The organism is Rossellomorea sp. DUT-2 (assembly GCF_052665285.1).
The window spans coordinates 247,902-274,295 of record NZ_JBQPEO010000005.1 but is presented as its reverse complement, the minus strand read 5'-3'; the positions used below and the strand labels follow the sequence as shown (position 1 = coordinate 274,295).

Here is a 26,394-nt window from a genome sequence, read left to right as displayed (position 1 = left end):
AAACCTTAATTAACTAATATAGATTATTTTTGTGAAATAAATTTATAAATTGAACTAATTCTTTTCAGGATTCACTATAAAATGAAAAATAGCTTGACTTCCATTTAATACTACTTAAATTTAATAGTGTTTTAATTTCCAGCTGGAATAGTTTGAAAATAAAATTTATAATAATCTGACTACCTAAGTCTAAGAAAATTTAGAGTAACTTTAGAGACCATTTTTAAGTAATAACTCTATAGTTGAGCTTTTGCTGGTATAACTTCCTTTTCATATTTGTTATTTAACAAAAGAATATAGGTAAGGGAAAACCACAATATTGGTTCAATTAAGTAATTACTTCCAGAAAGTAAATTTATAAAGGAAAACAAAAATAAACTAAGAGAAAAATAATATTTAATATCACATGAATTTTTAATCGATTTTTTTAATACGTAAATGATAAGTATTATACTAAAAAATATTAAAAATACTCCACCATCTATAAATAAATCTAAAAATAAATTGTGAGAAAAATGTGCAGAAGGGTGAATCAAATAAACAGATCCAATTCCATGACCCCAAAAAGGGCTATTTTGAATAAGCTCTAATGAATCCCTATATATAAATAATCGTCCAGATGTATTTTCCCAATCGATTAAGCCACCACCACTAAAATTCAAGAAACTAAAACCACGAAAAATACCGTCCTTTAGAGTCTCATTGTTAAGAACAATGAAAGTTACACTAACTAGTAATAATGATACAATAAACACTAGTTTACTTGCCTTTTTAATATTGATTTTTGTTTGCTTTACTACATTAAAAATGAATAAAAATAGGAAAACTATGCTTAGTACCATTGCTCCCCTACCACCTGAGAAAAATAAAGCTGTATATGATATAACTATGCTTGTTAACACCAAAATGCTTTGTTGTGCTTTTCTAGTTGTATTATTTACATATAAATCAAATAGGAGGACATAGCTCAATGCTATATTTAGAGCAGCAATGTAAGAAAAATCATTATAATTAACTCCACCGAAGTTTAATGTGTGGGCTAAAAAAAATGATGATTTATTTAGATATAGGTATTTTAATAGCGATATTGAAATTAAAATATTTATTAATTTCAATTTTCCCAATTGCCAGCTTTTAGGTTTATTAACCAGAATTGAAGCAAGGAATATCATTGGAACTGCTCTTATCACCACTGTTAAATACTTGGTTTTCGCAAAACTATCAACATTCCCATAAATAGATATTGACAATAGTATAGAGGAAACCAAGATAAAAGCTATTAAAATGATCATAACAAGCTTTTTGGAAATAGTTTTCTTAATTATTATATCTCTTAGAAATAATAATATTATTATTACAAAAGTAAGAATTGATATTGCCCTATAAACGGTACTATTATAAGTAATATTTAACAGATTGTTTACTACAGGATACAATTCTGTTAAGAATATTAAGATATATAAATACATAATTTAATACACCAACTTTACACGTTCAATACTGTATGCATCTCTTAGAAATATCCTTGTATGAAAATTCATGTATACCCTTCTGTTCGGCGACTTCTTTCATGCTTAAAAATTGATCGTTATTATTATATAATTCCTTAATTACTAACTTAATTTCATCAATTGAATCTTCATATAAAAAATTACAGTTTCCTCCTAGGTCAACGTGTGTAGTTCCTTCCCAATATTTAACGACAATGGGCTTTCCTAAGCCTACAGTTTGTTCCCATAGGACTGAATGCCGTCCAGGAAATACAACTAAATCCGCTGAAGCTAGATGTTTATAGCTTTCATGATTTTCAAGCCAACCAATGAATTGGACCCTTTTACCGTCACAAAATTCATTTACTTGTTCCTTTAAATCATTTACAACCGAACCAAAAACAATTAGTTTAATATTATCATTATTAATTTCTTTTATAGCTTGCATTAACAGTAGAGTTTGTTTTTTTGCATGGTCTATTTTCCCACCCGTCATGACTAAAAAGTCTTTCTTTTCAATGCCATATTTATTTCGGATTATTTGTTTTGAATTTTCACTTTTTGCTTTTTCTACTTCATCATCATCAGCACCCATAACCAACAGCTCTACTTTTTCTTCTGGTAACTTATACATATTTACTAGAAAGTCTACTCTAGCTGGCAACACTCCATAAAATTTTGTCGTATAAGGCTCTATCTTCCACGCACAGTGTTTCCATATAATTTTATGAAGAAAATTTTTGGATATCCAATTCTTAGCGCTATTTGAAAAGTCCGCATGATTATCAACAAACACTTTCACCAATGGATTTTCTTTTACGTATTTGACTACATATTTTATATCATAAAATTGACAGCCATGTATGAAAATTATATTAGGTCTAGACTTTTTGATTGCTTCAAATGTACCTTCGTATTGGCGTAATCTTTTGCTAAACTTTGACTTTTTATAATCTAATCTAGTAACTGGAATATCATATTCATTAATATAAGAACCACCTGATTTTAATAAGCAACTGTTACCATCCTTATCAAAAGACACAAGAGAAGCTAGTATTTCTACATCTAATCCCATTTGTTTATGATGCTTTGGCAACATATTTTCCTGATATGAATAATTATCGATATAAAAAGATGCTAAGCATACATGTAATACTTTCAAAATTTATTCTCCTAACTTCAAAAAATTTTTAACGTCATTAAAATACTGAGCTTCATTTGTTAATGAATTATCTTCCCATTCCCACCAATTGCTCTCTAAAAACTTTTCTATCACATCGTCATCAAAACGTTTACGTACTATTTTTGCTGGATTACCCGCCCAAATTTCATATGCTCCAACATTTTTGGTAAGGACTGAACCCATACCAATAACTGCTCCATTTTCTATTTTTACACCGCTTTTTATCAAACAGTTATTACCAATCCAAACATCACTTCCAATAACTGTCTCTTCCACGGTTTTATACTCATGAGATGAAAAGTTTTTCTTCATTATATTACGTCCTTCATGGAAAACAGGTGAACTTGAGACCCAATCTATAGGATGACTTGCACCACCAATAATACAATTATCGGCAATTGAGCTAAAGCTTCCTATTGTTACATTAACAACGGTACAAGAATTACCTATATAGGAATACCTTCCTAACTTAGTATTTATAACATGAGAAGCAGAACATACTCTGGCCGTCTTATCAATTTTAGAATTTCTGATTGCAGGGATTTGAATTTTCTTTATGAGTTTTGCCAATAAATAAAGTTTTTTCATTTATGCCTCCATTACAGATATTTCACTTTCTCCAAACGACCCTATTTACATAGTCTGTATATGATAATATTATTCTAAGTACCTTCTCTGACACATTAGGCATAGTATAATCGCTAACAATTCTTAAAGTGTTTTTTTGTTGTTTTTCTAATATATGGATCCCTTGTAAAATTCTCTCTTTCTTTAAACCAACCATCATCACTGATGCTTCTTCCATTGCCTCTGGCCTTTCATGAGCTTGCCTTATATTTAAAGCTCTAAAACCTAGAATGGAAGACTCTTCATTTATCGTTCCACTATCGCTTAAAACTGCTTTAGCTTTAATTTGAAGTTTTACATAATCATTAAACCCTAATGGCTTTAATGTCTTTACTAAAGGGTTAAATTCTATTCCTTTAGAATTAATCATATTTCTAGTTCTCGGATGAGTACTTATAATAACAGGGAAATTATATTTCTCAGCTATCCCATTTAAACTATCTACTAAATCTAGAAAATTAGTCTCTGAACTAATATTTTCTTCTCTATGGGCTGAAACTAAAAAATATTTCCCTTCTTCAAGTTTCATTCTTCCTAAAACATCTGATTTTTCAATATCGACTTTTCTTGAGTTGAGAACTTCAAACATAGGACTTCCAGTTTTAATGATTCTATCTGCAGGTAGCCCTTCTTTTAAAAGATACTCTCTAGCAATATCACTATACGTTAAATTAATATCTGCTGTATGATCAACAATTTTTCTATTTGTTTCTTCTGGCACCCTTTGATCATAGCATCTATTTCCAGCTTCCATATGGAATATCGGAATCTGTCTTCTCTTTGCAGCTATTGCACATAAGCAGCTATTGGTATCACCTAGTACTAATAAAGCCTCTGGTTGGACTTCTTCCATAATTGGATCGATTTTAACAAGGATATTACCAATTGTTTCTACAGCAGTTCCGGTAGCTGCATTAAGAAAATAGTCTGGTTGCTTCAAATTAAAATCTTTAAAGAATACTTCATTTAATTCATAATCATAATTTTGCCCTGTATGAACTAGTGTATGCTCTATTGCATTTGATTCTTCTAATTTATTTAAAACAGCCGACAGTCTTATAATTTCTGGTCTTGTACCAACGACTGTCATAACTTTTAATTTTTTCATATGTTAAACCTCCAGGTAGTATGTATCCGCTTTTTCAGGATCAAACAGTTCATTCGCCCACATAATTGTGACCATATCTGTGTCACCAAGATTCTCAATGTTATGTGTATATCCCGTAGGTATATCAACTACTTCCAATCTGTCTCCACTGACAAAATATTCAATAACTTCACTTGAATCAATTTTTCTAAAGCGAATAACTCCATGTCCACTAACAACTAAAAACTTTTCATTTTTTGTATGGTGCCAATGGTTACCTTTTGTAATGCCGGGTTTAGAAATGTTAACTGAAACTTGGCCTCTTTCTGGAGTCTTAATAAACTCTGTGAATGAACCTCTATTATCTGCATTCATTTTTAGTTCATAACTAAATTGGTGTTCTGGCAAATAACTCAAATAAGTACTATACAAACTTTTAGAAAGTGAATTAGACATATCAGGTATAGTTCGTTCTTCTCGACTTTGTTTAAAAGAATAAATTAAATCAACAATTTCACCTAGAGTAATAGTGTGAACTACTGGAACCTCACAAAAATCATCAACTTTATTTTCATTACAATTTAGAGCATTTATAAGCTCAACAATAACATCATCAATATATACTAGACTCATCTTGACGTTCGGATCATTTATATTTATAGGTAAACCGTTAGCGATATTGTGACAAAAAGTAGCGATTGCACTATTATAATTTGGTTTACACCACTTTCCAAAAACATTTGGGAAACGATACACCAGTACTTTTGCTCCTGTTTGCTTACTGTATTGAAATAGTAAATCTTCGCCTGCTTTTTTACTGATACCATAAGGGTTTTCTAATCTGGCTTGAATAGAAGATGAAATCATTACTGGACAGTTGTTTCGGTGCTTTTTTAGAGTTTCTAATAGTGTAGATGTAAAACCATAGTTTCCATCCATAAATTCAGATTGATCTTTTGGTCGATTTACTCCTGCAAGATGAAATACAAAATCCGCATTTTTACAATACTCATTGAGTAGAGCTGGATCTGTGTCCCTACTATATTCATAGATATCTGTATAGTTACGATTTCTTAATTCAGCTATAAGATTTTTACCAATAAAACCTTTTGATCCAGTTACTAATATGTTCATCTTCTATGCCAACCTTTCAACTCTTCATGAACATAATCAAGCATTAAAAGCCTATCTTTAATCGCCTCAATTTTTAATCGCTCTGTGTTATGAGAGTTATATTCATCTTCAGAAGATAACTTTTGATCCCCTTCTTCAAAATACTTTTCATAGTTAAGATCTCTTTGATCCGCAGGGACTCGATAAAATCCACCTAAATCTTTTGCAACTACATGCTCTTCTCTTGTAAGCAATGTTTCATATAGTTTTTCACCATGACGGGTACCAATTACTTTTATTTCATTATCAACATTAAATAATTCCTTAAGTGCCTGCGCCAATTCTCCAATAGTTGATGCTGGTGATTTTTGCACCATAATATCCCCTGCTTCTGCATTTTCAAAAGCAAATACCACAAGCTCTACAGCCTCTTCCAAACTCATAAGGAATCTTGTCATATTAGGATCAGTAACCGTCATGGGTTGGCCACTTTTAATCTGTTCAATAAATAATGGAATTACAGAACCTCTTGAAGCCATCACATTTCCATATCGAGTCCCACAAATTAAAGTTCTTTCTGGATCTACCGTTTTCGCCTTGGCTACAAACACCTTTTCCATCATTGCTTTAGAAATTCCCATTGCATTAATTGGATAAGCAGCTTTATCAGTAGATAGGCAAATAACTTTTTTAACACCACTTTCAATAGCTCCGTTAAGAACGTTCTCCGTTCCAATTACGTTAGTTTTAACAGCTTCCAAAGGAAAGAATTCACAAGAAGGAACTTGCTTTAATGCAGCTGCGTGGAATATGTAATCTACACCATGCATAGCATTCTTAACACTTGACAAGTCTCTTACATCTCCTATGTAGAATTTAAGTTTTTCATTTTTATAAACTTTTCGCATATCATCTTGTTTTTTTTCGTCTCGTGAAAATATTCTAATTTCTTTGATATCTGTATTTAAAAATCTTTTCATAACAGCATTACCGAAAGAACCAGTACCACCGGTTATTAGTAGTGTCTTATTTTTAAACAATTTGTTTTTCCTCCAATTTATGATTATCTCTTAAGTGCGAATCCATTCTATTTAACAAATCCTCTTTGTTAAAGTTACAATCGTAGTAGTTTTTAGCATTTTGACCCAACTGTATTAATTCTTCATCAGTTTTGGTTAACAATTCAATGAAAACCTCTGATAGTTTCTCTGCATCACCTGCAGGACTAGAAAAACCAGCACCTGAATCTTTAACAATCTGACATGTTTCACCTTCTGCAGATGCAATTATTGGAATTCCACAAGCCATATATGATTGTAACTTTGCAGGAATTGTCATAGAGAAAAGAGGGCTATTTGTTAAACTAAGGAAAGCGGCATCACAAGCAGCCATAAATTCAGGGATTCTGTATGCCGGTTGTTTTTCGATAAAATTAAACATTTCCGATACATTTTTTGAATCAACCATTTTAACTAAAGTTTCTTTATATCGTCCGTCTCCAACTATATTAAATCGAATTTTTCTATTTAATTGCTTTTCTTTAATTAGTAAAGCAGCTTTTGGTAAGATATCTAAACCTTGAGCATTCCCGATATTACCAGCAAATATTACATTTAATGCATCATCACTTGGAATTTCAACAATACTTTTTTTGTTCAGAGGCCTATAGAACTCTTCCGCATATTGTGGCCAGTACTCTACTTTATGTCTATTCACATTACGCTTTACAATCGAATCTACAAAACTATTTGATGTTGTGAAGATTTTAGTGCAATGTTTATATATATAATCAACCATCTTACCAATGGCACCAATAACATATTTATTCTTAATTCCTGTGATAATCTCAACATTTTCTGGCCAAAGATCTTGAACATATAAGTAACATGGTATCTTTCTTTTTTTTGCGTACCATACACCAGGTAAGGCTTGAGTCATCGGAGATACTTCGAATATAAAGACATAGTCTGCTTTTATTTTTGTGAATACATTCCAAAATAATCCTGTGACCACAAATGAAATATAATTCAAGGCAAGCATTATTGAATTATTCCCTCTTGGAACCAGCGGGATTCTAATAATACTTATCCCGTTGTATGTCTCTTTTCTTTTCTTTAAAAGTCCATACCCTTTAAAATATTTCCCTTGCGGATAATTTGGAATACCAGTAATAACAGTAACTTTATAACCTTTTTTCACCCATTCAGTACATATATCATTTATCCTAAATTGTTCAGGGTAGAAATATTGTGATATAACTAAAATATGCTTTTTCATATTTCTTCAACCCTCCATCATTATTTCTCCGTCAATTCTATTGTTTTACGAAAATCTCTTACTTGATAATTTTCTTTATATAAACTCATACTTTTTTCGTATACCAAATTCCCAAACACTTTGTTGACAATTCCAAATTTAATTCCTATCAGGTTAAGAAGTGGATTGAACATCTTTGTCAATTTAATATTCTTACTGTGAAATCCAGCAATAACCTTTACCATTTCACTGGTGCTAACATATTCTTTATTTTGTGGAAAGAATAATCCACTTTCTTCATGATCAACTATCAGCCTAATAAATTCACTAAGATTATCAATATGCAGCATACTACGCTTATTATCTACATCAGGAAATAATGGTAGTATCTGAGCTGCTTTAGCAAGTTTAGGGTAATTACCTTTTGAATTCTTCCCATAAATCATTGGTGGTCTGATAATAGCTATTCTGAAGTTTTCACTATTTAAAGATTTAATACCTTCTTCAGCCTGCAGTTTACTATTTCCATAAAAATTACTAGGAGTAGGTTTTGTATTTTTATCAATCACTCTTTGTTCACTACTACTATCACCATATACAATAATACTACTCATAAAAATAAACTGCTTTACACCTTCAGCCTTTGCCTTTTCAGCAGTTTCTATTGTTAAATCCCTATTCACTTTATAATATATATCTTCCATTTTCGGATCTGTTGAGACATGAGCAATTCCAGCCACATGAAGCACTACATCATAAACAGAGAAGTCTTCTTCTTTCCATGAATTTTCTCTAAGACTAATAAAATCTATTGAATACTTATCAGGATAATTTCCAAGCCAACTCTTAAAACTCTTTCCTACATAGCTATTTTTTCCTGTTATAAGAATTTTTTTCATTTAGAAGTACTCTCCTTACTACTAGCAACTTCCTTTTTGGGACCAGTTCCACCTTCTATAACACCATCACTCTTTACAACGCTAATTATTGTTCCTAAGAAACACTTAACGTCTATCCAAATACCAAGTTTATCTACATACTCACCATCTAATTTAGCCTTAACCTCAATTGGAAGCTCATCACGGCCATTTATTTGCGCCCACCCAGTTAAACCAGGTGGAACATCATTAGCACCATACTTTTCTCGTTCAGCAATAAGGTCATATTGGTTCCATAATGCTGGTCTTGGCCCAATGATACTCATTTGTCCGACAAAAATATTCCAAATCTGAGGTAACTCATCAAGTGAGGTCTTTCTCAAAAGCTTACCCATTTTGGTAATGAACTGCTCAGGATTTTCCAATAAATGAGTAGGAGTGTCGTTAGGAGTATCTATTCTCATAGTACGGAACTTTAAAATATTGAAATGTGTCTTGTTAATACCAATACGCTTCTGCTTAAAAAGAACTGGCCCTTCTGAGTCCAACTTAATGGCAATAATTAGAATTAAATAAACCGGGGATAATAATATAAGACCACTTAAAGAAAGAATAATATCTATTAATCTTTTCACTTTCATATACATGCCTATAACACTCCTTAAAAAATCATTTAGTTAATTAGGAATTAATTGGAATATCCGAATCATTCCAACCAACTACTAAGTCCCTAAATAATAATCCCTTCTTTATATCTATTAGGCCGAAATAAATATACATTAAAAATCAATCATTATAATTAAGGTACTTAATCCCTATAGAACAATGAGGGCTCTTAGAAATAGAACCCTTGGAAACCTATTTCTTCTAACTTCTCAGTTATAACAAATATATTTTTACATTTCCGTCACAAAATAGATCAATACAAGCCACGAGAAGCCGAAATATTTAACAAATCGCTTCACGAGAGGGGTAAAAGAACTCACCCTTAACCCCTTTTGACACCAACCAAACTCTCCAAATAGGCCACCACCTGCGATTGCAAATCCTCACGCTCAAGCGCAAAATCCAATGTAGCTTTTATAAACCCAAACTTATCTCCAACATCATGCCTCACACCATCGAACTCAAATCCCACAACCATTTGGATAAGATTCAACTCTTTTATAGCGTCAGTTAACTGAATCTCCCCACCAGCACCAGGGGTAAGGTTTTCTAAAATAGTGAAGATTTCCGGCCTCAGAACATAACGACCCATAATCGCATAATTAGAGGGAGCCTCCTCAATCTTCGGCTTCTCAACCAAATCATGAATATGATAAACCCCATCCTCAATTCCATTATTATTAATCGAGATCACACCATATTTTGAAACATCCTTCTTAGGTACTTCCTGAACACCGATGACGGACGAATTATAACGCTCATACACATCGATTAATTGCTTCAAACAAGGTTTCTCTTGAGAATGTACAATATCATCTCCGAGCAATACCGCAAATGGCTCATCCCCAATAAATCGACTAGCACATGAGATTGCATGACCTAGTCCAAGAGGTTCCTTCTGACGGATATAGTGAATATTAGCCAACTTCGAAATCCCCTGTACTTCTTCAAGTTGTTCATACTTACCTTTTTTTGCCAGCGTTTCTTCCAGTTCATAGGACTTATCAAAATGATCCTCAATCGCTCTCTTACCTCGACCCGTCACAATAATAATATCCTCAATACCAGAAGCCACAGCTTCCTCGATAATATATTGAATCGTAGGCTTATCTACAATCGGCAACATTTCCTTCGGTTGAGCTTTCGTAGCTGGCAAAAATCTTGTTCCAAGTCCCGCAGCTGGAATAATCGCTTTTCTCACTTTTTGCATATCTTCTACCCCTCAGTTTACATTCTGAACTAATACTCGTTCTTTCTTATTCGCTAACTCCAATACATAATTAGCTAAATACTCAGGATCAAACTCAGCATGGTTTTCTACTAAGTTCGAAACTCTCTCATACTCAAACTCCACCGTCTTCCCAATAAAAATCTTTGGAAACACAGCTTTACCATGAACTTCATTCTCACCCAATAATTCCTCATACATCTTCTCACCAGGACGAATCCCCGCATACTTAATACCGATTTCTTCAACTGTAGAACCGGATAACTTAATAAGATTTTTTGCCAAGTCAACGATTTTGACTGGTTCGCCCATATCCAGCACGAAGATTTCTCCACCACGTGCTAAAGCTCCAGCCTGCATAACCAAACGTGATGCTTCTGGTATCGTCATAAAGTATCTTGTCATGTCAGGATGAGTAACCGTAACCGGACCGCCAGCTTGAATTTGCTTCTTAAATAATGGAATCACGCTTCCTCTGCTGCCTAAAACGTTCCCGAAGCGAACTGCAACAAAGTTTGTTTGACTTTCTTTATTCAAGTTTTGAATAACCATTTCTGCAATTCGTTTAGTAGATCCCATCACATTTGTGGGGTTAACTGCTTTATCAGAAGAAACTAAAACGAACGTATTCACGCCGAATGTATCCGCAGCCTCCGCTACATTCTTTGTACCAATAACATTGTTCTTAACCGCTTCTTTCGGATTATATTCCATTAACGGCACATGCTTATGAGCTGCCGCATGATACACAACCTCGGGGGAATGTTCCTCAAACACTTCAAAAATACGGTTTCGATCTTGTATATCCGCAATGATAGGGACAACTTTCAATTCTGTTCCATATCTATTTCTTAGCTCCATATCGATGGTGTAGATAGAGTTTTCCCCATGTCCTAATAATAAAAGTTTCTTAGGTTTAAATTTACTCACTTGACGACAAATCTCTGAGCCGATTGAACCACCAGCACCTGTAACTAGTACTGTTTTACCTGAAATTTTCTTCGAGATACTATCAGTGTCAAGCTCAACCGGTTCACGTCCAAGGAGGTCTTCCACCTGCACTTCTCGGAATTGATTAACGGAAACTTTACCAGAGACAATATCCTCAATCATAGGCATAATCTGTACTTTTGCAGGAGTTTTACTGCATTGTTGATACACTTCTTGTATTTGACCCTTGCGAAGAGAAGGGATGGCAATGATTATATTATCAATTTGGTGCTTTTCAACTAATGTCGGTATATCCTTGGTACGGCCTAGTATCGTCACACCATAAATTTGAAGTTTCATTTTTTTAGGGTCATCGTCAATAAATCCAACTGGAAGTAAATCAGTATCCAGACTCTTTATCAACTGACGGACAAGCATGGACCCGGCGGACCCTGCCCCGATGATCAAGGCACGTTTTTTCTCCTGTTTAGGCTTTATGTAATAGTGTCTGTACATTCTCCACGAGAATCGAGATCCACCTATTAAAATGATATGAAGCATCCAAGTGACTGCTAGTACTCGAACATATATATTCCCATTCACAAAAAACTGAAGAATACCGGTGGTCACGATTGAAAATGTAATCGCTCGAATGATCGCAACCAATTCCCCGACACTGGCGTATTCCCATGCTTTCTGATAAAGACGATCAATAAATGCGAATACATGATGACTTGCCAGTAGTGCACATGAGCTAAAGACGAGTGTAGGTAACGTGTACAGGCTGAATGTTGGATGAAGGAGATAATATCCGAAATAAATGGCTGTTAGCACGATTAATGAATCCAGCAGCATCAACAATGATACCCGTTTTGTATAACTCACATAAATCCCTTCTTTTCTAAGTTATTTTGACAAATTAAATACCTAAGGAAAAGATACAGCCGTATACCTTTTCCTTAGGTATCTAGATTTACTTTTGATCATTTAATCTTTTTTCAATGGCTTGGTTGATTAGTGCTCTTATTTCTACCAGACGCTCTATCGGTGCATCCTGGTAGATGTATCTTATGGCTTTTTTCATGCTTTTGGACAATGTATTAAAATCTTTCAATTATAGTTTCTCCCTGATTTTACAATTATTCTTTTTTATTCCAATAGAAGAATAAATTACATAAAGCGTTTTCATTTAGAGAATTTACAACCTTTTATTATAATGGTATTTGTGGGCATCTAACCCTTCCTCACATCCTACCACTGACGACGAGCGTCTAAGGCGAAGTTTCCTCTTCACCCACGGCGTGACCGAGTGCCTCCAATGATAACGGTAAGGAGACATTCCCAAAATTCTACTGTTGTCTGTGTGCAACTTTTTGTTTCTGATTTACCAACGACAATAGTACCTTAGGATTACCTGTATATTGATTTTTTTAGAAGATTCCGAGAAACTTCTTTTTTTTGATCAATTCAGGTATTTCTTTATAAATATTTTTTCCATCTATCAGCAATTCTGCATTTTCTGTAAAGTAATAGACCATATCTATTCCGTACTTTTTCTCTATATAGTCCATCGCTTCTTCCATTTTGAAGGTGCGATTGCGTATGTTATGAGCGTCTGATGCGATGAAGTGTGTCAGGTTGGCCTGTATCATTTGCTGTGAGAACTTCTGGATGTTTTTGCCGAAGTACCCTGTAAGGCTGGAGGCTGTCAGTTGCGTAGCCGCTCCTCCTTGTACAAGCTTGTATAGCTTTTCCGGTCGCTCGATCAGCTCGGCATTCCGTTCGGGATGAACGATGACAGGGGTCAGACCTGCAACCTGAATATCATAGAGAAGCTTTTCCGCATATCTTGGAACTGAGCTTGACGGAAATTCAATGAAAAGAAATTGGGATACTTGGTTTAAAGGTAAGATGTCACCCTTTTGGTAATCTTCTAAAATTTCACCATAGATGCGGCACTCCTGACCCGGAAGAACTTCAAGGTTGATATACTCTTCTTTAAAACGTTCATTCACTTCTTTCACTAGTTGAAGGATGTCCGACTTCACGTTGTCGTATTTCCCATTACGGTGATGAGGAGTCGCAATGATTGTATGGATCCCTTCTGAGACAGCCTGCTTTGCCATGTCGATACTGTCGTAGATCGTATTGGCTCCATCGTCAATTCCGGGCAGGATATGGCTATGAATGTCAATCATTACTAACTCCTCCTTTTTCTAGTTCTTTCGACTTATTTCTACACCGACTACCATTTTACACCACTAGGTATATTTGTAAAGAGGTGAATTTTGTCGAATTCTATTTAATTTCCGTAATAGTAATAATAGTCTGTTTCTGAAGCTTTCTTATTATTAAGAACGCATCCTAACAGCTTTCCTTTTGTTGATTGAAGAAGCTCCTTCGCTTTCTTTGCCGGATCCATTTCTGTTTTCCCGCTTGAGACGACAAGGATGCTTCCATGGCACTGGTTGGCCATAATTTGTGCATCTGTCACTACCAGTACTGGTGGCGTATCAAATAGGATCAAGTCGTATTCTTTATATGCTTCTTCAAAGAAATTCTCCATTGCTCTTGAACTTAGAAGCTCTGCCGGATTAGGAGGCACTGGACCGCTCGAAAGAATATGAAGCTTATCCACACCACTGTCTTTAACAGCTTCCTTTAGGGTCACTTGTCTCGATAGAATATTCGTCAATCCCGTCGTGTTCGGGAAGTTAAACGTATAGTGAACCGTTGGCTTTCTCATATCTGCATCGACGAGGAGGACGGTCTTCCCCTGCTGAGCAAAGACGACGGCTAAGTTCGCAGCCGTTGTAGATTTCCCTTCCCCTGGGCCAGCTGATGAAACCATAATCGATCGGTACTCCTGATCGACGGATGAGAATTGGATATTCGTACGAATCGTACGGTATTGCTCTGATACTGGAGATTTCGGATTGACTTTCGCTATAAGCTTACGAATATTTGCGTTCATTGATTTCTTCTGTTTATTAAACACCGACACTTTCACCTCTGCGTCTTGACGTTCTTTCCTGGCGATGAGCTACCTTCTGAAATTCACTGTCGGTAATCGTCGGGATTACCCCTAGTACTGGAAGCTCTAGACCTTTCTCGATGTCTTGCTCTGTTTTTACTGTGTTGTCTAAGAACTCTAATAAGAATGCAAGTCCGACTCCGGCCATTAACCCCACTACCAGCGCAATGGCAATATTTAATAATGGTTGGGGTTTAATGGGAGATGGGTTTTCTCCAAGTTCTGCCTTCGCAAGGATGCTCACATTATCCACGTTCATAATCTTCACGATTTCGGTTTGAAAGACTTCGGCAATCTTATTCGCGATGGCCGCCGCTTGTTTGGGATCTTCATCCTGTACTGAAATGTTCACGACTTGTGAATCTTTTTCACTTTGAACCGTAATTTTCTCGTTTAATTCTTTAGTCGTCATGTCTAATTTAAGATCATCAATAACAATATCCAGAATAGCCGGGCTCTTCATGATGACATTATACGTATTGATCAATTGCAGGTTGGTTTGCACTTCCCCTACATTAAATGATTGTTGGTCGTCATTCGATTTATTCACGAGCAATTGAGTGGACGATTGATAGATTGGTGTGAGGACGAAATAGCTGATGGCCGCACTGACCAATACTGCCATTAGGGTCAGTATGATGATGAGACTCATCCGTTTCTTCAACGTCTGAATGAGCTCCTTTAAACTGATGGTTTCTTCCATGATAGCCTCCTAAAATTCTTCAAAAATAAAAATCTCGTCATATTATATCATAAGTTCTTGTTATTTTTAGGGATTCTTGTCATAATTTTAATATAATTGAAATCTTTTGTTACTTATCTATTAAACAATAGATTGTTTATTATTGGAAGGGGCTATTCGGATTTGGTTCCATTTTCCAAGTTCAGTATTCATAGGAGGTTCGTAATGAAAAAAGTCTTTATTTTTTTCCTACTTATATTATGTGGTGGGGTTATCGTGTATGGAAATCTTCACTGGAAGTCGATGACGACGGACTCAACGTCTGCGGATTCGCCTGCAAGTTCAGAGGAACAAGGGGAATCTGATAAGAGTGAACCAACATCCCTTGGAACAGCAGAGGGTGAGTATCTGTCTACTACAGTCAATTGGCCGGAAGATGCCCGTTCCCTTTATAAAGAGAAGCTGGAAGCTGGAGAACCCTTTACTATTGTTTTAATGGGGTCAACCGAAATGGATTCCATTGAAGAGGGATGGAATGACAAGGTGGCGGACGCTTTAGAGGAAGCGTACGGGGACACTGTTTCAATCGAAAGTCTTTCCTTTGAAACCAATACACTTGAATTCGTTCGTGAGGAAAAATATGAAGAGATTGGCGAATTACAACCAGGACTCGTCGTTTTTGAGCCGTTCGTCTTTAAAGATAATGGAAATGTTACGATTGAGGACACTCTTCAGAGCATCGGAACAATTATAGATGAAGTAAAAGAGTCATCACCAGGATCCGCATTCGTCCTTACCCCTCCTCAACCTATTTATCAGCCGGCGAATTATGCTGCACAGGTTACCGAGATTCAGGAGTACGCGGAAGAGAATGATATTCCGTTTATCGACCACTGGTCCAACTGGCCTGATGTAGAGGATGAGGAAATCAAAACGTATCTAGATGATGCCAGCAGTCCGAATGAGAAGGGACACACAGCGTGGGCCAAAGGAATCACCGACTTCCTGGTAGAAAAGGAATAATTTTTTACTATTTTAGGAATAATTTAGTTTTTTCCACCAAATTATGTGATAAAATGACGGTATTATCTATCAAACTACGACAATAAAGGAGAAGTGTACGTGAAAAAGACATTGGTTTCTGTTGCAGCTACGGCTGTTCTCTCCTCTTCGTTTGTTAGCTATGCCTCGGCAAGCACTCACAAGGTGGAATCAGGCGACTCCCTTTGGCTGATCGCAAACAAATATGACACTAGCGTTGCCAACTTAAAGAGTTGGAACAAGCTGCAGTCGGAATTGATCTTCCCTAATCAGGTACTAAAGGTTGCCGCGAGCGGTGCAAAGGCCCCACAAGCCCCGGCGCCTCCAAAGCAAAACACAGGGCAACCTAACGCTAAAACGTATACGATCAAGTCCGGGGATACACTGGGACAGATTGCCGGTAAGCATTCGATTTCCCTTACTGATTTAATGAGCTGGAATGGTTTGAGTAATCATCTGATCTATCCGGGACAGTTGTTGAAAGTATCGAAAACAGGCTCCAATCCTGCTCCAAGCAGTCCGGCGCCAGCTCCAACCCCACCAAAACCAGACAGTTCGATGACAAGTTACTCGGTTCAGTCGGGGGATACATTGTCTCATATCGGTATGAAGTTTGGGGTGACGGTAGCTCAATTGAAAAGTTGGAATGGGCTTTCCAGTGACTTCTTATCGATTGGACAAGTCCTGAAAGTGTCGAAATCAGGCGCTCATCCTGTCAGTCCGGCACCGGCACAACCTGCTCCGCCTAAACCGGACAGCTCAATGACAAGCTATACCGTTAAGTCAGGGGATACTCTGTCTCATATTGGTGCAGCATTCGGTGTGAGTGTAAGTGACTTAAGAAGTTGGAACAATCTTTCAAGCGATTTCCTGCGTATCGGACAGGTACTGAAGGTGAAGGGAACGGCACAGACAATCAAACCGCCAGCTGCGTCTCCTGGTCAATCTGCGTCTTTTTCCGTTGATAGATTATTAAGTGAGGCAACGTCTCATATGGGAACCCCTTATGTATGGGGAGGCTCATCGGTCGGTGGCTTTGATTGCAGCGGCTTCATCTATTATGTCTTTAAAGAAGCCGGTGCTAAAAGTGTAAAGCGTCTATCCAGTGAAGGATACTACAGTCGTTCCTATTACGTGAATGCACCTCAGCCGGGTGACCTTGTATTCTTCGAAAATACATATAAAAAAGGCATTTCTCACTTAGGCATTTATATCGGAAATAATGAATTCATTCATGCCGGGGACAATGGCGTCCAGGTTACCAGCTTGAGTAACTCTTATTGGAAATCGAAGTTTGATGGATTTAAGAGGTTTTATGAATTGTAGAATAGCAGAACCCGATGACTCACTGTCATCGGGTTCTTTTTATGGTGTATAGAAATTTTGTGTATAGTAAACCCCGTACTCACCGCCGAAGTATACTCCCGTACCCAGTTGTTTGAAGAGAGGACTCAGGATGTTTTGACGGTGACCGGATGAGTTTACCCAGGCATCATGGACATCGATGGCATTGAATTGACCCGCCGCGATGTTTTCCCCCGCTGATGAGTAAGAGATTCCCGCCCGGTCCATTCTTTCAAAGGATGATAGATCATCGGGGTTATCATGACTGAAGAAGTTTCTTGTGGCCATGTCTTTACTATGGGCTCTTGCCACGTCTTGAGCTTTTGGGTCTGCCTGCAGAGGAGCCACAAGGTGTCTTGCCCGTAATGCATTTGCCTGGTCGAGAATCTGCTTCTCCATGCTGTTTCTTAGTTCTGTTTCGTTCACGTCCGGATTTGTGATTGTGAAATCTTCTCTCATGAGTAAGATGCCGGAAAGGGTATTTCCATCATTTTTATCATAATAAGCTCGAATAAGCATTTCATCGTAATCATAATCGTTGGCCTGATTATGAATGGCGCCTATTTGGTTCATTTTTCCTTCTACTTCTGCTTTGCTCAGACCAAGCTTAAGTCCTGATTGGGATACCCAGCTATCCGAATTGGAATAGACAGCCACAACGATCCCTTTAAATACACCGTATTGGATGTACTTCTTGGGATCCTGATTATAAACATACCAATCGAAGCTGAATCTGCTTTCATCGACTCGCTGGGGATCACCTAAAGAAGAGCGCAGTAATTCTTCCGTGGCATTGACATGAACTCCTTGAAAACGAAACTCTTCCAGGCTTCCTGTTAACTTCTCCTCGACACCTGATGAGACTGCGTTGATCCCTCCAAGAATGGAGAATGAGTCATAAGAGTTTACCAGACTTTTTATTGGTGAAGGTATAGCTTCTTTTTTTACTAATAATATCGGTGCGTTTTCTTTTGCCGCCAGTACAGACCCCGATAAGGCATCCGCGAAGTTTGCTCCCGTTGCTACATAAGCCCTTTCCTTTTCCATCGTAAGCCCTTCTATGATGTTCCTTGCGGTTTCATAGCGGTCGACTCCGCCATACCTGGTTGTGCCTGGAAGCTTTGATTCGACATTCGCAGAGATCACTCCGTTACCTCCGACTAGTATGGTCTCTGCTTTTTGATCTGTTATCTTTTTGGTGGATGAAGGCAGAATACTGGATTCCGTCAGTACGATCGGAATACCATTCTTGGCGGCAAATGGAGCCACGGCCAATGCATCCGGGAAGTTCCGTCCGTTGGCTACGATTGCCTTCTTGGAAGGTAAGTAGCTGGCGATTTTGGCGGCTGTTTGGAAACGGTCGTCTCCTCCGATTCTTGTAATCTTGATATTATTCTTTTTCAATTCGTTTTCAATGGTTGCATCGATTGCGCCGGTTCCACCTATTATGTATATATGCTTTACCTGTAAACGCTCGATTTCCTCTTTTGTTTCAGAAGGCAGGCGATTTTTGTAGGTTAGTAGAATCGGTGCGCTCATTTTATAAGCAAGCGGCCCCCCTGCAAGGGCGTCGGGAAACGTTTGTCCGTTTGCCAGCACTACAGTGTCGGACTGATCCCAACCTCTTAATGATACCTGTACTGCGGTATCATATCGATTCTCTCCTGATATTCGATTTACATTTGCCTTTGCCATATCCAATCTAAATATGCTGAAAGCCAAGATAATTAATAAAACGGTCATGCAGATTTTTTTTATCAAATGATCACTCCTTTTATATTGTTCTTATCTTTAATAGTACCAAAAAAATCCAAATAATTTCAGCATAATTTCGTTTCTGTTGTGACAAAAAGAGACAAAATTTTACTAATGTATTCCCTTTTCCCTTTATATCTAGTATATTTTTCTTATGTGTAAAATTCATTATTTTTAGGTGGGAAACATTTTGAGAGCAGATAAACATCACAAAAAACGTAAGTGGCCGAAAGTCGTTGGAATTGTCTTTATCCTGTTACTATTAGCTGGCGGAGGATATGCATATTCCATTTATCATTCACTGAATAAAACGGCTGAAACGATGAATGAGAAGATTGACAGACCGAAGTCTGAGAAGCGGACAGAGGAAGTGAAATTCGATAAGAAACATCCCTTCTCAGTGTTACTGTTAGGGGTAGATGAAAGAGATGGCGACAAAGGCCGTTCAGATACTATGATTGTCGTGACGGTCAACCCTCACGAGAAAACAACAAAGATGATAAGTATACCACGTGATACACTTGTCGATATCGTAGGTAGAGGAACGGAAGATAAAATCAACCATGCTTACGCGTTCGGCGGCGTCGAAATGGCAATGGATACAGTGGAAGGATTCCTGGATATTCCGATCGATTACTATGCGAAGATCAATATGGAAGGATTCAAGGACATCGTAAATGCTGTCGGTGGAGTAACTGTTAACAATGAATTCACTTTCTCTTCTGGTAGCTATACCTTTAATGAAGGGCAAATTTCGTTAAGTGGTGACAAAGCTCTTGCTTATGCACGTATGAGAAAACAAGATCCCCGTGGGGACTTTGGCCGTCAAGCAAGACAGCGCCAGGTGATCCAGGCCGTCATTAAAGAAGGTGCGAGCGTATCATCCCTATGGAACTATGGCGATATCTTCGGAGCCATTGGGGAAAACGTGAAAACAAACCTGACTCTTGATGAGATGGTCGACATTCAGAAGAACTACAAATCGGCGACAAAAAATATCTCTCAAAGTCAAATTGCCGGTGATGGTGCCAAACTTGGCGGTATTTACTACTACATCGTTCCTGAAGAAGAGAAACAAAAAGTGCAGAGTGATTTGAAGGATCATTTGGATTTGAATGAATGATGATGTGGCCAGCCCTAGTTTGCGGGGCTGGTTTTTTTATCGCTACTATCAGCCACGGAAAGTAAAAGAACAGCCCATATTTAAGCGGCCGCTCCTTTTTCCTTGATTAATATGGATCTCCCCACCCAGAAGCCACCTGCCATAAACAGAGCGCCGATCAGTGAGAGAAACAGTAAGGATGATGCTCCACCGTCCTGGTAAGGTAAGTCTGTATAGTATCCCTGTGTTTCTTTCGATATGCCTTTTATCCACTGTGTCTCAAGCTTTGATTTGGTATCTGACGTAAAATCACTCTTCTTTATGATTCCATTTTCATTGATTGTGTACGTTCTGTACTTGGTGGTCGAGTCGTTCTCATTTGCAGGAGTTGTTTGTAAGCTGACTATGAACTCTTCTTTTCCTGTTTGTTTATCTGTCATCTGCTTATATAGAATCGCGTCGGAGTAAGGTTTCATGCCTTCTTCATCAGGAATTACCTTATAGCCTTTCAACTTAGCTTCCTCTTCATCATTGATTTCCAGGATGATTGTTGGAGGATCGCTTTCATTTTGTACAAAGGTGTTGATTTTCACCCCATGAAAGACTTGGACTGCATCGATCATCCCGTCCTCTTCCAATGAAGTGAGATCATATCTCTTATCAAATGCTTTTTGGTAGAAGTTCTCTCTTACGGATTGGATAAGAAAATAAGCTGCAATCACCATGATGACAAGTCCGACGATGAAGAAAGATCCGCTTATCTTTAGCCATAACTTTTGTCTTTTGTTCATAGTCCGTCACTCAAATCCTGTTTATTTAAAAGAATGAATGCAGGTCCGTCCCTAAATCGTTAATTTTTCTATTTTCCGACGGATGTATTGGATGAATTTGTCGTCTCCCTGCAGTTCGAAGACGATGAGTGCTTTTTGCATGTATTTCTCTGCTTCTGCCAATTTCCCTTGGAGTTCATAGTTGTAGCCGATGTGATAGTGAAGTTCTCCAAGGAGGTACATATTGTCCTTCAAGATGCACCAGTCGATGGCATCTTTACAATACTTCGTGGATTGATCAATATCTCCGAGTCTGGTTAAAACCCTTGCAATATTATAGTAGAGTCTCGTTTTGATCGTATAGTCCGTTAAGTGAGGCAGGGCTTCAATATGCGACTTCACTTCCTGATAGATCTCTGATGCCCGTTCAAAGATTCCTTCTTCGAAATACATGACTCCAATCGTTAACAGAATTTCAATTTCTCTTTCTGTCCAAATCTTATCCGTTGTGTGGGTCAAAGTAATAGATTTGCGAAGTGTTTCTTCTGCTTTCTCAAGATCCTTATCAAGCTCAAATTGATAAATTCCTTTATGCCACTTCAGAAGTTGCAAATTTCTGTTATTATTAAAGAATAAAGGATTTTCTTCTTCAGCTGTGACCACTTCTTTCATTTCTTTATAATCCATATTTCTTCTCGCGATTTGCAACTGTCTTCCAACCTCTAGAACGTAATCAAGTCGAGGAGTCATTCCTATATCAAAAAAGTAGTTAACGTCTACTCCAAGCTTCCTGGATATTAGAAACAATGTCGATGCGTAAGGAAAGACATCTCCTTTTTCGATTTTACTTATTTGGGCTTGGGTACAAATCCCTTCTGCCAGCTCTTCCTGTGAAAGACCTATATTCTTACGTAGTTCTTTTATTTTTTGACCTACGATACTAAAGTCCATCTGAATCTCCCCTAAGAAAAAATATTCCTATAATTATATTTTTCATTATAATCAGCCGTATTGCTTATCTTTCATCACTAAAATTGGTGAATAAGCCCCTAGAATCGGGATGTATGCATTTGTTAAATATGCTTTAATATAGTTAACAATCTTTTAATCAATCATACCCAAAAACTTTCACTTTGAAAAAGGGAGGAAATACCTATGAAAAAACGTTTTCTTACAATTGTCACTGCTTCTGTCTTACTTCTCGGAGCTTTCGCAGCAGTTAAAGCACCATCTAATGATGTAGCTGAACTACCTTCTGTATACTCGACTCCAAATGTAGTCGCAGAATTACCTTCTGTTTACTCTAAAGTTGTAGCAGAGCTTCCATCTGTGTACAAAGCCCCTACTGAGAATGCAGCTGAATTACCTTCTGTTTATTCTAAAGAACTTCCATCTGTTTACTAATACTCCAACTTAGAGAGATGACAAGCCTTCAAACGCAGGAGGCTTTTTTTTCATTATAATATGAATTTACACTCTCACTATATTCTTTTAAGCATATGTCTAGAAAGTTTTCCCTACCATCAAACAAAAAGCGAGGAATTTTTCACTTTGGTTGCTTGATAATCAAGGTATTGTCGAAAAGGGCAAACGATCTTAAAGCCTCCCTGACTCTTACACATTGCTTTTTCAAAACTGGTATTTTTGACGCTATGTACCCATCCTGATCGGTCTATACATTCATACCACTAAAGTGAAAAGTAACCATGACCCTTTGGCGACTTCGTTTTCTTTTCCCCATTCTCTCTCATTACTTAACGAAATTTTTATATAGTGCATTTTAATAGGACAACTTTACCAGTATAAACGTAAGATTCCTCACTGACTATACAGTTTCAAACTTTCATCTATCTTGATGTTCTTAAAATTCTCTTCCTTCTGATATATATATAATTCTATTCTTTTGTGTCCATCCCCTTCTTTATTAAAGAACTTTGAACGGAATGTGATTTTGGAACTATCCTTGTGCTGCATAGCGATTCTCCACCATAAATATTCTTTTAAGAATATGCCCGGAGTTATATAAATGGAGATAAAGTGATCTTTGGCGGAGATTTCAAAACTAATATTCCCTGTATTGCTTTGTGGTGCCAAATACCTTATCCTAAGAACTTTGGTAGGATAAAAGTACAATAAAAGAAAGGGGGCTTCATGATGAAAAGCATAAGCATGAAAGTAAATCCTCTATACTCGGATTTGGATATGTCGATCCAGTTCCAATTTGAATTTTCAAAAGGTGATTGTAAGGTCGGGCAAGCCATGGTATCCACGTATGCCATCAACAACAATGAGGAGTATCGTAAAACTCAAAGCGTGACAGCTGCTAAAGTTGAGAAGTGTGCCGTCATTGATCAGTTCGAGATTGCAGGTGACCTTGGAGAACCCTGTATGAACAAGCTCCGCCACTTTCTGAAAGTGATCGGGATGAAAGAAATTCATTCGGGGTATGACATGTCGCGGGGGAAGGTTAGTAACTAAAGTTTTGTTTAGATTGAAGAGGCTGGCCCTATAATGAGGTCAGTCTCTTTTTGCATCTTTGACTTTAAAACTTTCTCAAAAACCTTTTCAACACGATATACTTTCTTCTATTCGTATGTTTTAACCTGACTAAGATCGGCAGTGCCACTATCTTCATTCCATTGATTAATAGGGCTGCATAGGCAAATGAGTTCAATAAAAAGTATTTCAAGTTGAGTATCAATACTACCATAGAGCATAAGCCCCATAATATGGCCTCCATTACCATCCTACCCTCGAATGTCATTTTCTTTTTGCAGAGTACTGTAGGGAGCACTGCAACGATGACCGATGTAAGGAGCAGGAATAGTATGGCATATATCATTCCTATAATCGCTGTTATCATATGGATTCCTCTTATTTCAATAGAATCTTACCTCTGTTTCATTTCACCTTTTCTTTAATAAATTCCTTCTATTTGAAAGATTATTCTTCCTTAGATGTGTTATAGTGCCTGCTTGGCCTTCATCCAAAAGCACGTGGAAAAAGCTTTGGCATTGGCCAAAGCTTTCATACAAGTGTCTCGATGACAAGATGAGATGCTGCAGTGCAATTTGAACCACTTTGGTATGAGGGACGGACCTTACTCGATGGAGCTTAAATCGCCCATCCAATTGATCTCTGGATAACCCCCTTCATGAGTACTTTTCGAATTGCTCAATCCCGTATCGTAATAACCAGCTATACTATTCTCAATATGAACAACATAGTTGTAATCATCCCATATTGTTCCTTCTTCGATCGCTTTGTTCGAGACATCCGTCAATCTCTTCAGGAATTGGTTTGCTATGGCTCTCATTTCGTCCTCCGGTGTTTCCTGAGGGACTACGATGTTAAATTCCAATGGGTCCTGTTGAGAATGAAGAATGACTGCGTGAGATACTGTATTTTGCACAATATAGTCTCTCGCTTCATTGAACCATTCAGGACGGAATTCCATCGGTTCTTCTTCTCCTAGATACTTGACATCCTTACTCAGGGAGTCGGTACGTCCGTCATTTTTAAAAAGAGCTACTGAGGTAATGATGGATTCACGATCAATGAATTGAATCTCTTCCATTGAATATGGATTAAGTTTGTTATTACCTTGGAACTCCATTTCCACTATATATTCACCATACAGATAATTCGCTGAATATACACCTTCTAAAGCATTCATGTAATAATACGGTTCACCCAAGGTCGAAATGACCTTATCCAATTTATAAGACGGGCTGATATCGGAACGGACCTGTGCTAGCTTCTTTTCAGCTTGAAAGTGGAGAAGATAGTTCTCAATTTGGTCATAACTTCTGTGACCCTTCATGATGTTGAGATCCTCATACCTGTCCTTGTATGCCTCCTGTATCTCATCCATGGAGTCTCCAATCGTAAAGGGAGTTCCGACGAACGTTCCATTGGCTGCTTTTTCCTTGAAATTATTTGGATTGATCAGGATCATAGAAAAGTCAAAGGCAGGTAGAGGTGGCGCATCCACCGGTTCATTCTTGTCTTCCTCTTCTTTTTTCTCCGGCAGTGCTTCAGCTTTTGATTCTGATTCTGATTCTGATTCTGATTTTGATTTTGATTCTTGCTCTTGATTCTCTTTCACATCATCGACGGGGGTCGCCGATTTTCTGATCAAGGCTTTTTCATCTGTTATCTTATCATCCCACTCGTCAGTTGGTACGTATACGAGTTGATCGGTAGGATCTTCTTTTTCTTTTTCATTTTCTTTCACCAGATCTTCCTTAAATAGATAGCTGCTGCCCAGGATAGAAAGAATCATGATTATGCATATAGGGACGCCAAAATTGATGAAGATGGACTTTACCGATGATTTCTTTTGTTTTTCATTCCTTATCTTCGTCAAAATGGCTCTTTTTTGACTGACAGGATCGCTGTTCTTGAATACTTCCCGTTCTATTTCATTCTTCATATTGTGAAAAGGGTCCTTATTCATTGGGAATCCTCCCTCCCATTGTTTTCTTCAGCTTTTCTCTTCCGCGATCCAACCTAGTCCGGACCGTTGAAGGATTGATTCCCAGCATGTCTCCGATTTCCTGAGTCGTTAATTCTTCATAGTAATATAACAATATGACTTCTCTATATTTCAGGGGGAGTGAGAATACATGAGAGGCAACTGAGTCATTGTCTTCGTTCATTATGAGTTCTTGTTCGGGTGTAACGGAGGTCTCTTTTTTAAGAGTGGTATTGAATTTATTTACGATTGTATTTTTCCTGAAATAAGCCGAGCGCTTATAATCTTTACATAAGTTAATGGCAATTCTATAAATCCATGTTTTGTAAGAGGATTTATGATTGAACTGATGGAGGGCATGGAATGCTTTAATGAATACCTCCTGAGTAATATCCTGAGCAGCCGGCCAGTCTTTCACATAAAGATAGACCAATTTCGTCACCTGCACTTCATACTCATCCATTAAACTCTCAATCAACCTTTCCTCACTTACCTCCATCTGCATCACTCCCCCCTTCTCATGTTGTATCACTTCATCCATTTGATATCCTCCCCTGAGTGGACCGGACATCCGATTTTCTGTTTCCACACTGTAGCCAGGTCCGTCCCTTCCTTTTGTAAGTTTAATGCATTTTTTTACATCTTTGTAAGTTATTCATTCATTAGACGCGGCCGGCAGAAAGTGTGTCTCAATTTTGGATGATTTTTCTTATATTTAATTTAATAGAAAA

26 protein-coding genes are annotated in these 26,394 nt (G+C 37.3%); 5 read left to right on the top strand and 21 right to left on the bottom strand.

Translation table 11 applies throughout. The annotated features are described in order from the left end of the window. Window positions 1-236: 236 nt before the first annotated feature. The 15 genes from ACOSV2_RS19195 to ACOSV2_RS19125 form a co-directional block, all read right to left on the bottom strand. The gene (locus tag ACOSV2_RS19195) at window positions 237-1,469 is read right to left on the bottom strand and encodes an O-antigen ligase family protein (protein WP_428976501.1); all 1,233 of its coding nucleotides are present in this window, start codon (window positions 1,467-1,469) and stop codon (window positions 237-239) included. Between the two features lie 25 nt (window positions 1,470-1,494). After that, entirely contained in the window at window positions 1,495-2,652 is a 1,158-nt protein-coding gene (locus ACOSV2_RS19190; protein ID WP_428976500.1) for a glycosyltransferase, read from the bottom strand. Window positions 2,653-2,655: 3 nt separating this feature from the next. Continuing rightward, window positions 2,656-3,261: a CatB-related O-acetyltransferase gene (locus ACOSV2_RS19185; RefSeq protein WP_428976499.1), complete on the bottom strand. Its 606-nt coding sequence runs from the start codon at window positions 3,259-3,261 to the stop codon at window positions 2,656-2,658. 22 nt (window positions 3,262-3,283) lie between these two features. After that, window positions 3,284-4,408 (bottom strand): non-hydrolyzing UDP-N-acetylglucosamine 2-epimerase, encoded by a 1,125-nt coding sequence (gene wecB, locus ACOSV2_RS19180; protein WP_428976498.1) that lies wholly within the window; start codon window positions 4,406-4,408, stop codon window positions 3,284-3,286. A 3-nt stretch (window positions 4,409-4,411) separates the two neighbouring features. Beyond that, entirely contained in the window at window positions 4,412-5,521 is a 1,110-nt protein-coding gene (locus tag ACOSV2_RS19175) for a capsular polysaccharide biosynthesis protein CapF (protein WP_428976497.1), read from the bottom strand. Next, a complete protein-coding gene (locus tag ACOSV2_RS19170; protein WP_428976496.1) occupies window positions 5,518-6,540 on the bottom strand; it encodes a polysaccharide biosynthesis protein in 1,023 nt (340 codons plus the stop codon). The genes ACOSV2_RS19175 and ACOSV2_RS19170 overlap by 4 nt, the downstream gene beginning before the upstream one ends. Further along, the gene (locus ACOSV2_RS19165; RefSeq protein ID WP_428976495.1) at window positions 6,533-7,777 is read right to left on the bottom strand and encodes a glycosyltransferase family 4 protein; all 1,245 of its coding nucleotides are present in this window, start codon (window positions 7,775-7,777) and stop codon (window positions 6,533-6,535) included. Before ACOSV2_RS19165 ends, ACOSV2_RS19170 begins: the two co-directional genes overlap by 8 nt. A gap of 20 nt (window positions 7,778-7,797) precedes the next feature. After that, the gene (locus ACOSV2_RS19160; RefSeq protein ID WP_428976494.1) at window positions 7,798-8,655 is read right to left on the bottom strand and encodes an NAD-dependent epimerase/dehydratase family protein; all 858 of its coding nucleotides are present in this window, start codon (window positions 8,653-8,655) and stop codon (window positions 7,798-7,800) included. Beyond that, on the bottom strand, window positions 8,652-9,281 hold the full coding sequence (locus ACOSV2_RS19155; RefSeq protein ID WP_428976493.1) for a sugar transferase: 630 nt from the start codon (window positions 9,279-9,281) through the stop codon (window positions 8,652-8,654). The genes ACOSV2_RS19160 and ACOSV2_RS19155 overlap by 4 nt, the downstream gene beginning before the upstream one ends. 341 nt (window positions 9,282-9,622) lie before the next feature. Then, window positions 9,623-10,510, bottom strand: coding sequence for a UTP--glucose-1-phosphate uridylyltransferase GalU (galU, locus tag ACOSV2_RS19150; RefSeq protein ID WP_428976492.1), 888 nt, complete (start codon window positions 10,508-10,510; stop codon window positions 9,623-9,625). A gap of 12 nt (window positions 10,511-10,522) precedes the next feature. Further along, window positions 10,523-12,343, bottom strand: coding sequence for a polysaccharide biosynthesis protein (locus ACOSV2_RS19145; protein WP_428976491.1), 1,821 nt, complete (start codon window positions 12,341-12,343; stop codon window positions 10,523-10,525). Between the two features lie 88 nt (window positions 12,344-12,431). After that, window positions 12,432-12,572, bottom strand: coding sequence for a hypothetical protein (locus ACOSV2_RS19140; RefSeq protein ID WP_428976490.1), 141 nt, complete (start codon window positions 12,570-12,572; stop codon window positions 12,432-12,434). A 316-nt stretch (window positions 12,573-12,888) separates the two neighbouring features. Next, window positions 12,889-13,656, bottom strand: a complete 768-nt coding sequence (locus ACOSV2_RS19135) for a tyrosine-protein phosphatase (RefSeq protein ID WP_428976489.1) — start codon at window positions 13,654-13,656, stop codon at window positions 12,889-12,891. 104 nt (window positions 13,657-13,760) lie between these two features. Then, entirely contained in the window at window positions 13,761-14,432 is a 672-nt protein-coding gene (locus ACOSV2_RS19130; RefSeq protein ID WP_315635607.1) for a CpsD/CapB family tyrosine-protein kinase, read from the bottom strand. A 16-nt stretch (window positions 14,433-14,448) separates the two neighbouring features. Further along, complete coding sequence (locus tag ACOSV2_RS19125; RefSeq protein WP_428976488.1) at window positions 14,449-15,195, bottom strand: YveK family protein; 747 nt, start codon at window positions 15,193-15,195, stop codon at window positions 14,449-14,451. Window positions 15,196-15,399: 204 nt separating this feature from the next. Here ACOSV2_RS19125 and ACOSV2_RS19120 point away from each other — a divergent pair, with 204 nt between their 5' ends. Next, window positions 15,400-16,197: an SGNH/GDSL hydrolase family protein gene (locus ACOSV2_RS19120; protein WP_428976487.1), complete on the top strand. Its 798-nt coding sequence runs from the start codon at window positions 15,400-15,402 to the stop codon at window positions 16,195-16,197. Window positions 16,198-16,296: 99 nt separating this feature from the next. After that, window positions 16,297-17,541 carry a C40 family peptidase gene (locus ACOSV2_RS19115; protein ID WP_428976486.1) on the top strand — a complete coding sequence of 415 codons (1,245 nt, stop codon included), beginning with the start codon at window positions 16,297-16,299 and terminating at the stop codon, window positions 17,539-17,541. Window positions 17,542-17,580: 39 nt separating this feature from the next. On the opposite strand, the gene ACOSV2_RS19110 is transcribed toward ACOSV2_RS19115, so the two are convergent. Further along, window positions 17,581-19,320: a cell wall-binding repeat-containing protein gene (locus ACOSV2_RS19110; protein WP_428976485.1), complete on the bottom strand. Its 1,740-nt coding sequence runs from the start codon at window positions 19,318-19,320 to the stop codon at window positions 17,581-17,583. Between the two features lie 184 nt (window positions 19,321-19,504). On the opposite strand from ACOSV2_RS19110, the gene tagU reads away from it, so the two are divergent. Further along, window positions 19,505-20,437, top strand: coding sequence for a polyisoprenyl-teichoic acid--peptidoglycan teichoic acid transferase TagU (gene tagU / locus ACOSV2_RS19105; protein WP_428976484.1), 933 nt, complete (start codon window positions 19,505-19,507; stop codon window positions 20,435-20,437). Between the two features lie 80 nt (window positions 20,438-20,517). Here tagU and ACOSV2_RS19100 read toward each other — a convergent pair whose 3' ends face one another. Next, the gene (locus ACOSV2_RS19100; RefSeq protein ID WP_428976483.1) at window positions 20,518-21,207 is read right to left on the bottom strand and encodes a hypothetical protein; all 690 of its coding nucleotides are present in this window, start codon (window positions 21,205-21,207) and stop codon (window positions 20,518-20,520) included. A gap of 51 nt (window positions 21,208-21,258) precedes the next feature. Beyond that, window positions 21,259-22,137 (bottom strand): helix-turn-helix domain-containing protein, encoded by an 879-nt coding sequence (locus ACOSV2_RS19095; protein ID WP_428976482.1) that lies wholly within the window; start codon window positions 22,135-22,137, stop codon window positions 21,259-21,261. 204 nt (window positions 22,138-22,341) lie between these two features. Here ACOSV2_RS19095 and ACOSV2_RS19090 point away from each other — a divergent pair, with 204 nt between their 5' ends. Together ACOSV2_RS19090 and ACOSV2_RS19085 are read left to right on the top strand one after the other, a co-directional pair. Then, entirely contained in the window at window positions 22,342-22,590 is a 249-nt protein-coding gene (locus ACOSV2_RS19090) for a hypothetical protein (protein ID WP_427599782.1), read from the top strand. 747 nt (window positions 22,591-23,337) lie between these two features. Beyond that, entirely contained in the window at window positions 23,338-23,664 is a 327-nt protein-coding gene (locus tag ACOSV2_RS19085) for a hypothetical protein (RefSeq protein WP_428976481.1), read from the top strand. Between the two features lie 64 nt (window positions 23,665-23,728). Here the strand turns inward: ACOSV2_RS19085 and ACOSV2_RS19080 are convergent, their stop codons facing one another. The 3 genes from ACOSV2_RS19080 to ACOSV2_RS19070 all read right to left on the bottom strand — a co-directional run bounded on the left by ACOSV2_RS19080 (window position 23,729) and on the right by ACOSV2_RS19070 (window position 26,204). After that, the gene (locus ACOSV2_RS19080; RefSeq protein WP_428976480.1) at window positions 23,729-24,049 is read right to left on the bottom strand and encodes a hypothetical protein; all 321 of its coding nucleotides are present in this window, start codon (window positions 24,047-24,049) and stop codon (window positions 23,729-23,731) included. Between the two features lie 237 nt (window positions 24,050-24,286). Continuing rightward, window positions 24,287-25,645 (bottom strand): hypothetical protein, encoded by a 1,359-nt coding sequence (locus ACOSV2_RS19075; RefSeq protein WP_428976479.1) that lies wholly within the window; start codon window positions 25,643-25,645, stop codon window positions 24,287-24,289. Further along, window positions 25,638-26,204, bottom strand: coding sequence for a sigma-70 family RNA polymerase sigma factor (locus tag ACOSV2_RS19070; RefSeq protein WP_428976478.1), 567 nt, complete (start codon window positions 26,202-26,204; stop codon window positions 25,638-25,640). Before ACOSV2_RS19070 ends, ACOSV2_RS19075 begins: the two co-directional genes overlap by 8 nt. Between the last annotated feature and the right edge of the window lie 190 nt (window positions 26,205-26,394).

Coding starts and splice junctions, on each gene's coding strand:
- ACOSV2_RS19085 (WP_428976481.1), top strand. CDS start 23,338: ATGATGAAAAGCATAAGCATGAAAGTAAATCCTCTATACTCGGATTTG.
- ACOSV2_RS19075 (WP_428976479.1), bottom strand. CDS start 25,645: ATGAATAAGGACCCTTTTCACAATATGAAGAATGAAATAGAACGGGAA.
- galU (WP_428976492.1), bottom strand. CDS start 10,510: ATGCAAAAAGTGAGAAAAGCGATTATTCCAGCTGCGGGACTTGGAACA.
- ACOSV2_RS19120 (WP_428976487.1), top strand. CDS start 15,400: ATGAAAAAAGTCTTTATTTTTTTCCTACTTATATTATGTGGTGGGGTT.
- ACOSV2_RS19130 (WP_315635607.1), bottom strand. CDS start 14,432: ATGAACGCAAATATTCGTAAGCTTATAGCGAAAGTCAATCCGAAATCT.
- ACOSV2_RS19095 (WP_428976482.1), bottom strand. CDS start 22,137: ATGGACTTTAGTATCGTAGGTCAAAAAATAAAAGAACTACGTAAGAAT.
- wecB (WP_428976498.1), bottom strand. CDS start 4,408: ATGAAAAAATTAAAAGTTATGACAGTCGTTGGTACAAGACCAGAAATT.
- ACOSV2_RS19195 (WP_428976501.1), bottom strand. CDS start 1,469: ATGTATTTATATATCTTAATATTCTTAACAGAATTGTATCCTGTAGTA.
- ACOSV2_RS19160 (WP_428976494.1), bottom strand. CDS start 8,655: ATGAAAAAAATTCTTATAACAGGAAAAAATAGCTATGTAGGAAAGAGT.
- ACOSV2_RS19100 (WP_428976483.1), bottom strand. CDS start 21,207: ATGAACAAAAGACAAAAGTTATGGCTAAAGATAAGCGGATCTTTCTTC.
- ACOSV2_RS19080 (WP_428976480.1), bottom strand. CDS start 24,049: ATGATAACAGCGATTATAGGAATGATATATGCCATACTATTCCTGCTC.
- ACOSV2_RS19070 (WP_428976478.1), bottom strand. CDS start 26,204: ATGGATGAAGTGATACAACATGAGAAGGGGGGAGTGATGCAGATGGAG.
- ACOSV2_RS19125 (WP_428976488.1), bottom strand. CDS start 15,195: ATGGAAGAAACCATCAGTTTAAAGGAGCTCATTCAGACGTTGAAGAAA.
- ACOSV2_RS19185 (WP_428976499.1), bottom strand. CDS start 3,261: ATGAAAAAACTTTATTTATTGGCAAAACTCATAAAGAAAATTCAAATC.
- ACOSV2_RS19135 (WP_428976489.1), bottom strand. CDS start 13,656: ATGATTGACATTCATAGCCATATCCTGCCCGGAATTGACGATGGAGCC.
- ACOSV2_RS19155 (WP_428976493.1), bottom strand. CDS start 9,281: ATGTATATGAAAGTGAAAAGATTAATAGATATTATTCTTTCTTTAAGT.
- ACOSV2_RS19090 (WP_427599782.1), top strand. CDS start 22,342: ATGAAAAAACGTTTTCTTACAATTGTCACTGCTTCTGTCTTACTTCTC.
- ACOSV2_RS19165 (WP_428976495.1), bottom strand. CDS start 7,777: ATGAAAAAGCATATTTTAGTTATATCACAATATTTCTACCCTGAACAA.
- ACOSV2_RS19175 (WP_428976497.1), bottom strand. CDS start 5,521: ATGAACATATTAGTAACTGGATCAAAAGGTTTTATTGGTAAAAATCTT.